Annotated in this window: 13 protein-coding genes and 1 other RNA gene; 4 read left to right on the top strand and 10 right to left on the bottom strand. The window is 56.5% G+C overall.

What is annotated here, in order from left to right:
* Positions 1 to 7: 7 nt before the first annotated feature.
* Positions 8 to 733: a transcriptional regulator FnrL gene (fnrL, locus tag AC2D8P_RS09075; RefSeq protein WP_484702133.1), complete on the bottom strand. Its 726-nt coding sequence runs from the start codon at positions 731 to 733 to the stop codon at positions 8 to 10.
* An 82-nt stretch (positions 734 to 815) separates the two neighbouring features.
* On the opposite strand from fnrL, the gene hemN reads away from it, so the two are divergent.
* Positions 816 to 2,171, top strand: coding sequence for an oxygen-independent coproporphyrinogen III oxidase (hemN, locus tag AC2D8P_RS09070; protein WP_484702132.1), 1,356 nt, complete (start codon positions 816 to 818; stop codon positions 2,169 to 2,171).
* A 2-nt stretch (positions 2,172 to 2,173) separates the two neighbouring features.
* Here hemN and AC2D8P_RS09065 read toward each other — a convergent pair whose 3' ends face one another.
* The 6 genes from AC2D8P_RS09065 to AC2D8P_RS09040 form a co-directional block, all read right to left on the bottom strand.
* The gene (locus tag AC2D8P_RS09065; RefSeq protein WP_484702131.1) at positions 2,174 to 2,641 is read right to left on the bottom strand and encodes a DUF1203 domain-containing protein; all 468 of its coding nucleotides are present in this window, start codon (positions 2,639 to 2,641) and stop codon (positions 2,174 to 2,176) included.
* A gap of 98 nt (positions 2,642 to 2,739) precedes the next feature.
* Entirely contained in the window at positions 2,740 to 4,356 is a 1,617-nt protein-coding gene (locus AC2D8P_RS09060) for an ABC transporter ATP-binding protein (RefSeq protein WP_484702129.1), read from the bottom strand.
* Complete coding sequence (locus AC2D8P_RS09055; RefSeq protein ID WP_484702128.1) at positions 4,353 to 5,459, bottom strand: ABC transporter permease; 1,107 nt, start codon at positions 5,457 to 5,459, stop codon at positions 4,353 to 4,355. The genes AC2D8P_RS09060 and AC2D8P_RS09055 overlap by 4 nt, the downstream gene beginning before the upstream one ends.
* Positions 5,459 to 6,535 carry a microcin C ABC transporter permease YejB gene (locus tag AC2D8P_RS09050; RefSeq protein WP_484702127.1) on the bottom strand — a complete coding sequence of 359 codons (1,077 nt, stop codon included), beginning with the start codon at positions 6,533 to 6,535 and terminating at the stop codon, positions 5,459 to 5,461. The genes AC2D8P_RS09055 and AC2D8P_RS09050 overlap by 1 nt, the downstream gene beginning before the upstream one ends.
* 15 nt (positions 6,536 to 6,550) lie before the next feature.
* On the bottom strand, positions 6,551 to 8,467 hold the full coding sequence (locus AC2D8P_RS09045; RefSeq protein ID WP_484702126.1) for an extracellular solute-binding protein: 1,917 nt from the start codon (positions 8,465 to 8,467) through the stop codon (positions 6,551 to 6,553).
* A gap of 232 nt (positions 8,468 to 8,699) precedes the next feature.
* Entirely contained in the window at positions 8,700 to 9,227 is a 528-nt protein-coding gene (locus tag AC2D8P_RS09040; protein ID WP_484702125.1) for a c-type cytochrome, read from the bottom strand.
* A gap of 117 nt (positions 9,228 to 9,344) precedes the next feature.
* Between AC2D8P_RS09040 and AC2D8P_RS09035 the strand changes: the two genes are divergently transcribed.
* A complete protein-coding gene (locus tag AC2D8P_RS09035) occupies positions 9,345 to 10,178 on the top strand; it encodes a prephenate dehydratase (protein ID WP_484702124.1) in 834 nt (277 codons plus the stop codon).
* A gap of 3 nt (positions 10,179 to 10,181) precedes the next feature.
* On the opposite strand, the gene AC2D8P_RS09030 is transcribed toward AC2D8P_RS09035, so the two are convergent.
* Both AC2D8P_RS09030 and nudC read right to left on the bottom strand, forming a co-directional pair.
* Positions 10,182 to 10,646 carry an SRPBCC family protein gene (locus tag AC2D8P_RS09030; RefSeq protein ID WP_484702123.1) on the bottom strand — a complete coding sequence of 155 codons (465 nt, stop codon included), beginning with the start codon at positions 10,644 to 10,646 and terminating at the stop codon, positions 10,182 to 10,184.
* A gap of 33 nt (positions 10,647 to 10,679) precedes the next feature.
* A complete protein-coding gene (gene nudC, locus AC2D8P_RS09025; protein WP_484702122.1) occupies positions 10,680 to 11,648 on the bottom strand; it encodes an NAD(+) diphosphatase in 969 nt (322 codons plus the stop codon).
* Between the two features lie 128 nt (positions 11,649 to 11,776).
* Here nudC and ffs point away from each other — a divergent pair.
* Positions 11,777 to 11,873, top strand: an RNA gene (gene ffs, locus AC2D8P_RS09020) — signal recognition particle sRNA small type.
* Between the two features lie 164 nt (positions 11,874 to 12,037).
* Positions 12,038 to 13,087, top strand: a complete 1,050-nt coding sequence (gene rsgA, locus AC2D8P_RS09015; protein ID WP_484702121.1) for a ribosome small subunit-dependent GTPase A — start codon at positions 12,038 to 12,040, stop codon at positions 13,085 to 13,087.
* Between the two features lie 54 nt (positions 13,088 to 13,141).
* Here rsgA and AC2D8P_RS09010 read toward each other — a convergent pair whose 3' ends face one another.
* Positions 13,142 to 13,696 carry a HutD/Ves family protein gene (locus AC2D8P_RS09010; protein WP_484702120.1) on the bottom strand — a complete coding sequence of 185 codons (555 nt, stop codon included), beginning with the start codon at positions 13,694 to 13,696 and terminating at the stop codon, positions 13,142 to 13,144.

Genomic DNA, 13,696 nt, shown 5'->3' with positions numbered 1-13,696 from the left:
CCGCATCCTAATCAAGCAACCCGCCATCTGTGTCATCACCGGTTTCTTCCATCAGTCGGCCCATATCCGGCACGCTGATGCGGCGCTTTCCTTGCTGCTCAATAATGCCCTCTTTGCGCAGGGCAGAGATTTGGCGGCTGACGGTTTCCAGCGTCAGGCCAAGGTAATCCGCCATCGCTTCGCGGGTCAGTGGCAACTCAAAACTTAACGCCCCGGTCGTGACGGACGCATTCGCTGTATTGCTACGCCGGGCCACAATCGCCAGCAGGCTGGCAATCTTTTCACGCGCCGTTTTCCGCCCCAATAGCAACATCCATTCCCGCGCGGCGTCCAGCTCGTCCAGCGTCATTTCCAGCAAACGTTCGGCAACATGCGGCGTGGTGCGCATCATCTTTTCAAATGGCGCCTTGCGAAAACAACACATAACCAAATCGGTTGTCGCAGTCACATTATAGGCGGCCGTCGCGCGCCCGGGTCGGCCAACAAAATCGGATGGCAGCAACAGGCCCACCATCTGCGTGCGCCCATCCTCCATGACTTGGGTGAGCGCGGCCACCCCAGTGACAACAGAGGCCACAAATTCCATGTGGTCTCCGGCCCAGGTAATCGGCTGACCCGCCTCATAACTGCGATAAAATTTGATTTTATCCAGCTCATCCAGCTCATCGGGCTCGCATCTCGCGCAGACCGCACGCTCCCGGATCGGGCAATCACCGCAATCTTTAGAACTCACTTTCAGGCCAATTGCTGCCACCGTGGATACTCACTTGATTTGGGTCAAAGTCATTCGCGCATTATTTGTTCAATCTAGGCGAATGACTGATCATTCACAACTTGTTCGCCTCGGTCTTTTTGACGCGCGCGTGCCCCGCTATACCAGCTACCCGACCGCTCCGCAATTTAGCGCGCAGCTTGGCGAAAATTTTTTCCTAAGCCAAATCAGTGTCTTGCCAGAAGGATCAGAGGTTTCACTCTATATCCACATCCCCTTTTGCCGCAGATTGTGCTGGTTTTGCGCCTGCCGAACGCAAGGCACACAAAGCATGGCACCAATTCGGGCCTATCTCGATACGCTCCTGGCAGAGATTCGCATGCTAGGCGAACATCTGCCGCAGGGCACACGCCTGTCGCGCCTGCATTGGGGTGGTGGCACGCCCACGTTGCTTCACCCCGACATGATGGATGAGCTTGCCGCAGCCATTCATGCAATTGCTCCACTTGGTCCCAACTCTGAATTCTCAGTCGAGATTGACCCAAATGAGATCGACGCCGCCCGGTTGGATCGGCTGGTGGCCGCAGGGTTGAACCGCGCCTCTATCGGCGTTCAGGACTTCGACACCGAAATCCAGAAAATCATCGGCCGCGAACAAAGCTACGAGATCACCAAGGAGGCGGTTGATATGCTGCGGGATCGTGGTGTGGCCAGCCTGAATGCGGATATCCTTTATGGTTTGCCCCGGCAGGATCGCCGCCGCATGGCAGACTCGGTGCAAAAGCTTCTTTCCCTGTCACCCGATCGCGTGGCGCTTTATGGCTATGCCCATGTGCCGTGGATGGCCAAACGCCAGCAGATGATCCCGTCAGATGAACTGCCCACACCCGAAGAGCGCCTGACACTGTTCAACACCGCCCGCGATCTGTTTGTTTGGGATGGCTATGATGCGATTGGGATCGATCACTTTGCCCGCCCGGATGACGGGCTGGCCCGTGCTGCCGTCACAGGTCAGCTGAAACGGAACTTCCAAGGTTATACCGATGATCAGGCGAACAGCCTGATCGGGTTGGGGGCATCTGCAATTTCCCGTTTCCCCGGCGGCTATGCCCAGAATGCCCCCGCCACCTCTGCCTATACCCAACGCATCCGGGCCGGCCAGTTTGCCACCAGCCGAGGTCACGCCTTTGCAGGCGAAGATCTGATGCGCGCCCGAATGATCGAGATGTTGATGTGTGATTTCAAGATCGACGCACAGGAGATCTCAGCGAATTTCGGCCTCTCCCCTGCCGACCTACACCAGATGTTCACGCAGGTAGATCGGCAATTTGACGGGCTGCTTCTTGTCAGCAATGACCTGTTGATCATCCCAGAGTCAGCCCGGCCCTTAACCCGGATGGTGGCCCGCGCCTTTGACGCCTATGACCTGTCCAAGGCCGGGCACAGTTCGGCAGTATAGGGTCAGGCCTGGTCAATCCGTCCGGCAAAACATCCCCGCTGCGCAAAATGCGCGTGAATGTAATCGACCGCCGGATTGCCCAGAAATGTTCTGATCGTCGCTTCGATCTCTGCGCCTTGGGCCAGACCGGCATCAATGATGTGCCCCTTTGCATCGATTGCGCGCAACGACAGGATGCGCCTGGACATGACCTCTGGCACCTCATCGGTTGCGTCGTAAGGGACAGTGGCCCCCTCTTTGACAAAAATCGCATGTCGGGACCGATAGGGCGAAGTGACGGGCAAGTGTTCGTAATTCAACAAAAGGGCGACATCACCGATTTGTAAATCCGTCATGCTCACACGGTCCGGAAATCCCGGCGTTTCATCGACACGGTAGCGGATCACTCCCTGTGCGGCCAAATCCTCCTCTGCCAGGCCGTAGAGCGGCTCAAACTGCTCCGGTTCCAGCCCCCGAATGCGAAATGTCATGATTGTGGTCTCCTTTGGCACTGTCTCGCGTGTGTCAAAGGCACCATGCCAATAGGCCACCCCTGGGGCAGCCCGTTTCTTGCGCATTTGGGTTGGGTTTAGTCGCTGACCGCGCTCTGCGCCTTAACCGTCAGATCAAAGGCCGCTGCCATCAGCGCACGGGTGTAGTCGGTTTTTGGATTGTCAAAAATCTGATCTCCGGACCCGACCTCGACCACATCGCCCTCTTTCATCACCACGACCTTATGCGCCAGCGCGCGCACCACTTTCAGGTCATGACTGATGAACAAAAAGGCCAATCCGTATTTCTTTTGCAGATCACGCAACAGATCCACAATCTGCACCTGCACGGTCATATCCAGGGCAGAGGTCGGTTCATCCAATACCACCAGTTTGGGGCGCAGGATCATGGCCCGGGCAATGGCAATCCGTTGGCGCTGACCGCCAGAAAACTCATGCGGGTAGCGATCCATAGTGGCCGGGTCCAACCCGACTTCCACCATAATCTCGGCAACCAAGGTGCGGGCATCCTTGTCACCCTCAATGCCGTGCACGCCCAACCCCTCGGCAATGATCTGCATGGCTGACATCCGCGGTGACAGGGACCCAAACGGGTCTTGAAACACGATCTGCATATCACGCCTGAGATCACGCAGGTCCCGCCCTGACAGACCCTGAATATCCTTGCCGAAAAACACCACCGGCCCGTCAGATCGGATCAACCGCATGATCGCCAGGGCCAGCGTTGTTTTACCAGACCCGGATTCGCCCACGATACCCAACGTTTCGCCAGCGCGCACGGACAGGCTCGCGGCATTCACCGCCTTGATATGACCCACAGTGCGCCGCAAAAGCCCCCGTTGGATCGGAAACCAGATACGCAGATCATCAGTGCGCACGACCTCTTCGGCCCCTTCTGGCACCGGACCCGGTTGGCCCGATGGTTCTGCCGCCAACAGAGCCTGCGTATAGCGATGCTGCGGATTGGAAAAGATTTCCATTGTCGATCCGTGTTCCACCACAACACCCTTTTCCATCACATAAACCCGGTCCGCGATCTTGCGCACCACGCTCAGATCATGGGTGATGAACAACAGGCTCAGCTCTTCCTCGCGCTTCAGTTCGGCCAGCAGTTCCAAAATCTGCGCCTGAATGGTCACGTCCAGCGCGGTGGTCGGTTCATCCGCAATCAACAGCTCCGGCCCATTGGCAAGCGCCATGGCGATCATTACTCGTTGCCGCTGCCCGCCCGACAGCTGATGCGGATATGATCCCAACCTGCTTTCCGGGTCGCGAATGCCCACACGTTCCAGCAGGGCAATGATCCGTTCGCGCGCCGCATCGCCGCTGATCCCCTGATGGACCAACAGGCTCTCTGACAACTGCTTTTCCAATGTATGCAACGGGTTCAGGCTGGTCATCGGTTCCTGAAAGATGAAGCTGATGTCGTTGCCACGCACCTTGCGCAGCACCGCCTCGTCAGCCCCGATCAGCTCTTCGCCCAGATATTTTGCCGATCCGCTGATCCGTGCGCTATCCGGCAACAGCCCCACGGCAGACAGCACCGATACCGATTTCCCCGAACCGGATTCGCCGACAATTGCCACGGTTTCACCTTTGCCGACGCGGAAAGACACGTCGCTAACCGCTACGTTTTCCCGTCCGTCTTGGCGAAACGCAATCGTCAGGTTGTCGACCGTCAGAACATCACTCATTGAAAGGTCTTTCTCGGGTCAAAGGCATCGCGCACACCCTCAAAGATGAAGACCAGCAATGACAACATGAACGCATAAACAAAAAACGCGGTGAAGCCCAACCAAGGCGCCTGCAAGTTCTGCTTGGCCTGCAATGTCAGTTCCCCCAGCGATGGAGAAGAGGACGGCAGCCCGAAACCAAGGAAATCCAGCGTCGCCAGCATCCCGATCGTGCCGGTGATGATAAAGGGCAAAAACGTCACCGTCGCCACCATCGCATTGGGCAGCATGTGGCGAAACATGATTGTCCAGTTACTAACGCCCAACGCCCGCGCCGCCCGCACATATTCAAAGTTTCGGGCCCGCAGAAATTCAGCGCGCACCACACCCACCAGCGCAGGCCAACCAAAGAGGATGGTAATCCCCACCAGTATCCAAAACCCGCGCCCCAGAATGGCAAAAAGGATGATGATCACGTAAATCGATGGAATCGCCCCCCAGATTTCCAGGAACCGCTGGAATATCAGGTCTGTCAGGCCACCAAAAAACCCTTGCACAGCCCCGGCAATAATACCGATCACAGAGGCAACAGAGGTTACAATCAGCGTATAAATTATCGACAGCCGGAAACCGTAAATCACCCGCGCCAGTACGTCGCGCTTGGTATCGTCGGTGCCCAATAAATTTTTGCTATCCGGTTTTGACGGCGCCGCACCCGGGATATCGACAATCGTGTCATAGGAATAGGGGATCATCGGCCACCAAAGCCACCCCTTATCAATTGCCTCTCCCGCGACCTCGCCATCCTGCGCATCCTCTGTGATACCCTCGGGATCATCCCAGCAATCCAGATTGCCGCCGGTGATGATCAGACATTGCACATCCTCATAGGCATAAGCCGCCTCTACCGGCAGATCACCGCCAAAGGTGGTTTCCGCGTAGAAATTGAAGATCGGCATGTAATATTCGCCCTGATATTTCACCAGGATCGGTTTGTCATTGGCGATGAACTCGGCAAACAGCGACATGCCAAAGAGCACACTGAAAATGATCAGTGACCAAAAGGCTCGCCCGTTATTGCGGAAATTGCGCCAGCGGCGTTGGTTTAAGGGGGACAACCGCATCAGACTTTCCTCGAGTCAAAATCGATCCGCGGGTCGATGAACACATACATCATGTCCGACAGGATATTGACCAAGAGCCCCAACAGGCCAAAGGCGTAAAGCGTGCCGAACATCACCGGATAGTCGCGTTGAACGGCGGCCTCAAACCCCAGTCGCCCCAAACCATCCAATGAGAAAAGCGTTTCAATAATCAACGACCCGCCAAAGAAGACCCCGACAAACAACGACGGAAACCCAGCAATCACAATCAACATCGCATTGCGGAACACGTGACCATACAGAACCCGAGACTCGGACAGCCCCTTCGCCCGCGCCGTCACCACATATTGCTTTTTGATCTCATCAAGGAAGGAATTTTTCGTCAGAAGTGTCAACGTCGCAAAGGACGAAATCGTCCCGGCCAGCACCGGCAACGTGATGTGCCAGAAATAATCCAGCACCTTGCCAATCAGGGTCAGATCCTCCCACCCGTCCGACGTCAGCCCGCGTAACGGAAAAATCCGCCAATAGGACCCCCCGGCAAACAGAACCAACAAGAGGATCGCGAACAAAAACCCAGGGATCGCATAGGCCACAATGATTGTGCCTGATGTCCAGGTGTCAAACCGGCTGCCATCGCGCACGGCCTTGCGAATGCCCAAGGGGATCGACACCAGATAGGCGATCAAGGTCGACCACAGGCCCAGCGTGATCGACACCGGCATCTTTTCTTTGACCAGTTCGACAACACTGATGGACCGGAAATAGCTCTCGCCGAAATCAAAACGCAGATAGTTCCACATCATATTGAAAAACCGTTCCAACGGCGGTTTGTCAAAGCCGAACTCGCGTTCCAGCTGCTCAATAAATTCCGGCGGCAGACCGCGGGCACCAATATAGGCCTCATCGCCCAGCGCCTCTGCCCCGTCATCGCCACCGGCGAAATTCCCAAATGCGTCGCCCTGACCCTCGATATTGGCCAAAACCTGTTCAATCGGTCCACCCGGCACAAACTGGATCAGGGCGAAATTGATCACCATGATCCCGATCAGCGTCGGAACGATCAGCAACAATCGCCGAAGGATATAGGCGCCCATAAACCTGCTCTTTCGTTATTGCAAAGCACCCGCCGCGCGCAGCGCCTCACCTTTTTCTGCGTTGTACCACCAGAAATCCAAAAGTCCCAAGTCATAAGGCGGAAATTCTTCGGGATGTTCATACATATCGAAATAAGCCACCCAATGTTCAGCCTTATACCAGGTCGGAATGATAAATCGTTCGTGGCGCAGCACGCGGTCCAAGGCCATCAGGGCAACATTCTGATCATTGCGGGTCGTCGTCGCCAACGCGTGTCCGATAATTTCATCCACTAGCGGGCTCGCCAGACTCGCCGGGTTAAAGACACTGAACTCCGCTTCACGCGATCCGTATTGCTGCATCAGTCCGGTCCCGGCCTCCTGAAATGTGCCATATCCGCTGAAGATCAAATCGTAATCTTTCTCGCGACGACGCAAAGTGAACTGCGACGCATCAACCTTGTTCACACTGGCATCCACGCCCATTTTCTGCAGGTTCTGTACATAGGCCTCAACAAAGGCATCCATCGTGTCTGATGTATTTGATGCCTGAATAAACTCAGCCTTCAGCGTCTGCCCATCTCCATTGCGCAACATCCCATCATTACCAATGATCCAACCTGCGGCCTCAAACAATGCCAACGCTTTGCGCAGATTGCCCCGGTCCAACGATCGGCGCGGTTTGGATTGATGCGCGCTCACAGGCTCCGAGGTCAAAACCTCTTCTGGCACCAAATCCCCCAAGGATTGAAAAAGTGCCAATTCGTCCCCGTCGGGCACACCTACGGCCTGTAACTGTGTGTCCTGCACGAACGAACTTTGATGCCGGAATAACCCAAATTGCAAAGTTTCATTCGTCCACTCGAAATTATAGGCCAGCGCAAAGGCCTCTCTCACCCGTGCGTCGTGAAACTGCGGGCGTTGCAGGTTGAAAACGATTCCGTTGGGCGACGGTGGGCTGCCGTTCTCAATCACTTCCTGAACCACATGCCCCGCTTCAAGCGCGGGAAATTCATATCCTGTGGCCCATTTTTTTGACGTGCCTTCGATCCGAAACGTATAGGCCCCGGCCTTGAATGCCTCAAAGGCCGCCGCATCATCGGCGAAATATTCCACCCGGATCGTATCGAAATTGTGCCGTCCCTGATTGATCGGCAAATCCTTGCCCCAATAATCCGGGTTTCGCCGATAGATAATCTGCCGATTGATATCATAACTGTCGAAAACGTAAGGCCCCGATCCGGGGCTGGTCTCCAGTCGGCTTTCATCCAGCCGTGCACCGGTTTCCTCATACCATTTTTTCGACCACACCGGCACTGCACCGACCTGATCAATCAGGCTACGTTTGGATTCCAAATCTTGGGCAAAAGTAAACTTAACCGTCAGGTCATCCAGCACTTCAAAGCTCGGCACTCGTCGACTGACGGCCTGAGCATACGACGGCAAGCCCTGTTCCAGCAACAAATTGAAACTGAACACCACATCATGTGCCGTCACTGGTGTGCCATCAGAAAACCGCGCTTCTGGCCGCATGTGAAATATAACCCAGTCTTTCGATTCCGGGTATTCCAGACTTTCGGCCAGAAGGCCGTAATATTCACCTACCGTATCCGCAGGACCATTGCCTAACAGGCTTTCGTACATGACAGAAGACAACCGACCGGACCGCCCCTTCAGCGAATAGGGATTCATCGAATCAAACGTGCCAGAGGCCCAGATCGAAATTTCGCCCCCTTTGGGGGCATCCGGATTGACGTAACTGTAGTGCGGAAATTCTTCGGGATAGCTGAGCTCCCCAAAAAAATTGTATCCATGGCTGCGGATCAGGTTCTCTTCCGCCCGTGCTGCGAACCCCACCACAATCGCAATCAGAAAGACGAAACTCGAAACGGCAAAGGCCCGCCTCACATTGTCCTTCACGGAAATCGCCTTAGCGGAACATCTGTGGGGCATTCGGTCCTCCGGTCTACTTAATACGAACTTATATAGGTCAGGCGCAGCCTAAATCGCCTACCCAAACATTCAAGTTGATTATCCGTGAACACGCGCGATCAGGCGGTATAATTCAAATCCCGCCCTTCCTTTCGCCCCAAATACCTCGGGGTGAGCGGGCCACCGGCCCGCGAGGGGCAGCGCCCCTGATAGCTCTTCAAAAAAGAAAGCCCGCCATATGGCGGGCTTTGGATCAGTTCGCAAACGATTGCAGATAGGCAACCAGATTGGCGCGATCTTCGACCTTTTTCAAACCGTTAAAGCTCATGGATGTGCCCGGTGCGTACCCTTTGGGATTTTCGACAAAGGCGTTGATCGCATCTGGCGTCCAGTTGCCTTCCAGCCCCTGCAACGTCCCGGAATAGCCAAACCCGGCAACCGACGCGATATCGCGGTCCACAACGCCGTTCAGGAACGGCCCGGTTCCGTTGTTTCCATCAACTTTGTGACAGGCGGTGCATTTCTTGAAAACGCGCTCACCTTTGCCCACATCAGCCGCGGCCAGCAATTCGGCAAAACTCGGGCCTTCGTCGGCCGCGCCATGGTCATCGCCACTGGCAACTTCAATCGGATAGGCATCGTGGCTTTCGCCGTGATCACCACCATGGGCCGCGCCACCGGTGTGATAGAGCGACTCAGCACCCCATGAGATCAGCAGATAGGCCAGAAAGGCGCCGCAGAAGCCGCCCAGAATCTTTGTAAAGGTCATTGTGTCGAACATGTCTCGTTCCATATTGTTCGAATGTCCGGGCTATCTATCCGCTTCCCACGCCGCAGTGCAAGATATAGTTACCGCGACGAAACGCCCTTTTTGGGAAAAAATCGGAGAATATGCCTCATGACCGGCAAGATTGCATTCCAGGGAGAGCTCGGCGCCTACTCGCATGAGGCCTGTCTTACGGCCCGACCAGACTATGACCCCCTGCCCTGCGCCAGCTTTGATGAAACAATCGAAGCGGTTCGTCGCGGTGATGCGGAACTGGCCATGCTGCCGGTTGAAAACACCACCTATGGCCGGGTGGCCGACATTCATCGCCTGTTGCCCGCCTCTGGCCTGCATATCGTGGATGAGGCTTTTGTGCGTGTGCATATCAGCCTGATGGCCCTGCCTGGGGCGACAATTCAGGATCTGACCAAGGTGCGCGCCCATCCGGTTCTTCTGCCACAGTGCCGTGATTTTCTTTTTGCAAACGGCATCGCGGGCGAGGCCGCAGCCGACAGCGCCGGGGCAGCTGCAGAGCTTGCTGCAGAGGGCGATCGCAGCGTCGGGGCGCTGGCATCCGACTTGGCGGCCGAAACTTACGGCTTGAACATTCTGGCCCGCCATATCGAGGACCACGACCACAACACCACGCGATTCCTTCTGATGTCGCGCGAAAATGACCTGTCGCGCCGGGGCAGCCACGGCATGATCACCAGCTTCGTCTTTCGGGTGCGCAACATCCCGGCCGCACTCTTCAAGGCAATGGGCGGCTTTGCCACCAATGGCGTCAACATGACCAAGCTTGAAAGCTACATGGTCGACGGGTCCTTTTCCGCCACGCAGTTCTATGCGGATATTGAGGGCCACCCCGATGACCGCAATGTGCGTCTGGCCATGGAAGAGCTGGATTATTTCACGTCAAACGTCACTTTGTTGGGTGTCTATCCCGCTGATCCGCAACGCCGCTGATGATCAAGGCGCAGTGACAGCCGATTCGATTCGCTGGGCAAAACCAGAAACGCGCCGCTTGAATTTCCGGGTCAGGCGCGTTTTAGCCAGTTTCAACGACTGGATCAGCACCCGACCGGCCACGGTTTCCGGGCGCAATTCCAGCGACACGAACAGGCGCGTGCGGTTGGCCGACAGGGCCAGAAGCTCAACCTCTCCCTCGCTTCTCAACCCTTTGGTAGATGACAAAAACCGCATCCGCGTGGGCGCCTCATACTCTGCCAGCTGGGTAACGACCTGACGTTTCGTTCCGCGAAAGTTCACACCGATCTGCCATTCCTGCCCTTGGGCGGGGGGACCTGGTTTGAAATTTCGCTGAATCTGAACACCGTTGCGAAGGGCCTGCCGCTCGAACCGCCGAAAATCAGAAATCTCGGAAAAAACCTGTGTGATCGGTGCTTCGATATCTTCGCGTGTTGAAAACTTCATGACCCGCCCTGTTCTGCGTCCCGGTTTTAGAGGTCAATCCAGCCGGTCGGCAAGCCATTTTCCAACCAGGAACTGGGCGATGGAACCGCGCCTTGCCGGTTTGATCTGTGGATGATCCCCGGCATGCGCCTGCGCCATGTCTTCACGACTGACCCAAATCGCATCCTCAATCTCTTTGGGATCGATCACGATTTCCTCTGATACCGCCTCTCCCAGACAGCCGATCATCAATGAGGTCGGAAAGGGCCAGGGCTGGCTGGCCAAATAGGTTACCGCGCCCACCCGAACGCGGGTTTCCTCGTACACTTCGCGCCGTACCGCGGCCTCCAGCGTTTCACCGGGCTCCATAAATCCGGCCAGCAATGAATACATACCTTCGGGCCAATGCGGGCTACGCCCGATCAGAACATTGTTGCCCTTGGTGATCAGCATGATGACCACCGGATCGGTGCGCGGGAAATGCATCCCCCCACAATCCGGGCACCGGCGCTGCCAACCGGCCTCTGCCACGTTTGATTTTGTCCCGCAGCGGGCGCAGAATTTGTGACTGTCATGCCAGCTGGCCAAGGCCTTGGCCGCAGCGATCAGCTCTGCATCCTGCGCACTCAGTCGGGCCATAACCATGCGCGCCTCTCCAAATCGCTGATCATCCGGCAGGCCGGGATAATGCTGTTCGCTTTGATCGACGAAATCACCAACGGTGTCGGCAGAGTGCTGTGGCTCCCACCCAGACACGTCGCTGGCAAAACGCGGGCTGCCGCCCTTTTCCAATCCGAGGAAAAACGCTGACTCTACTGCGTGGTCAAGAATCGGATGATCCACCGCCAACCAGACGAGCTGTGACAAGGGATCGCCCTGCATCAACGGCTTGCCGCGCCAAATCACCATCACCCGCGCCGCCGGATCGTTCCACATGCGGGTCAGCGCCACTGCGTCACCGCGCAGTTCTGCCGCACGGTTGAACCCGCTGCCCCCAAACGTCACCTGCTCTGCGTTTTGCATCTGCGCTGTCCCCCCGTGTTCCGGCCCAGATGTGGCATGTTCGGGCCCGGCATACAATCACCTGCCAAGATTGACAGAGTATGGTTTCATTCTTGCGAATCCATGCCATAGCGCCTACATAAACGCCTGAGAGGTTGGCGCGGGCAGGCGCCTCGCCAACCCGGTCAGGTCCGGAAGGAAGCAGCCGTAACGAGCCCCGCTTGGGTCGTTGTCCAGCCTCTCACCCAATTCAGGAACGGAGCTGTTTATGAGTGTCCTCAATCCGTTCCGGGCCATGCAGGGCTAAGTATCCTGGATAACTTCCCTGTCGCGTCCGGTTCTCGTACGAACCGCCAACGGCCGCTGATGCGCCATGGCGGGATTGGTTACACCTGTTCTGGACACTTCAAATGACATCACAAACATACACACGCGCCGATCTCGGCTGGTCCGCCCATTTCAATGGCCAGCTGGAACTGGATGAAATCAACGACACCATTCCCCTGCGTCTGACCCAAATTCACCGCGATCGCGCCGATGCGGTCGGCGAGGCAGGTCCTGCCACCCTGCCCTTTGTCGGGGATCAACATGCCGGCGATTTCGCTGTGGGCGACTGGGTGCTGGCCAATGCGACGCTCAGCCATATCATTCGTCGGTTGGACAGGCAGACCTGTTTGGCGCGCAAGGCCGCTGGCGAAGGGCTTGATCGACAACTGATTGCTGCCAATGTCGACACGCTGTTCATCACCACATCCTGCAACGCCGATTTCAACCCGGCCCGTCTGGAACGCTATATCGCGATGGCGTTAGAGGCAGAAACCCTACCGATGATCCTGTTGACCAAACCCGATCTTTGCGATGATGCGGATGCGTATTTGGATCAGGCCAACGCAATCTCCCACCGGGCAGAGGCGATTCTGATCAACGCCAAAGGCCCCGACGTGGCCGATATTCTGGCCCCGTGGATTGGAACAGGGCAAACCGTGGCGTTGTTGGGGTCATCTGGCGTCGGCAAATCCACCCTCACCACCGCCCTGACCGGCGAGGATCTGGAAACCGCCGCCATTCGGGAGGCCGACGCCAAGGGCCGCCACACCACAACCGCCCGCTCTATGCACCGCATTCCCCGCGGCGGCTGGTTGATTGATACGCCCGGCATGCGCGAACTGGCGCTAAAAGACGCCGCTGACGGCATCGATGCGCTGTTTGAGGATATCGTTGACCTGATCCCCAATTGCCGTTTTCGCGACTGCGCGCATGTATCCGAACCCGGTTGCGCCGTTCAGGCCGCCATTTCAGACGGCATCCTTGATCCGACCCGATTGGAACGTTGGAAAAAGCTCCGTTCAGAGGATGCCCGCAACAGCGAAACCGTTGCGGAGGCCCGACGCCGCGAAAAATCCTTTGGCAAAATGGTCAAAGGTGCAATGGGGGAAAAGAAGCGAAGCCGGGAAAGGTAACACTTTCGCGACTATCATTGGGCCTCCAACCCATCACAGCCTCATCTGCCAAACCTACCGATGCGTCAGCATAACAACGGCGCATCGGGCCTCTTTGCTTACCGATATGACCGGAACATGTCCCGACATGATGCAGCTATCTTCCACATCTAACACCGCGCCGCCATCGATGCTAATCCGGCCAGAAATCACATGGATTACCACCGTGGCATCTGCGGTGATGCCGGTCAGCGCATCTGAAGGATTTTCAACGACAGAAACCATGGCCGCGACAGCCGCTGGATCATAGATCAGGTTGAAATTCTCTATCGGAAGGCTATTGCAATAGCCGGTGATCTGCTCATCCCCGGAAAAGGCGACTGGCACAAATGGCTGCGCGACATGGGTGTGCGCCTCCCCAACCAGTCGCATCCCCTGCCCCTGCACCACCGTCAGAATTCTCTCCATCCCAGCAAAGTTTGAAAACATCCCGTCCGAATTGACCTGCGCGAGGCTCAACCGCCAGACAACACGCCCCTCGCAGCGTTCGCAGTGAATTTCCCGTGTCGTCCCCAACCCGTTTTTCCACGGCATGGCCTGATAGTTTTTTTGACGTATGATCTTTGGCAT

Source organism: Roseovarius sp. YIN77, assembly GCF_057219155.1.
Note: the sequence above shows the minus strand (reverse complement) of the source record. Positions and strands in the feature narration are given on the sequence as shown.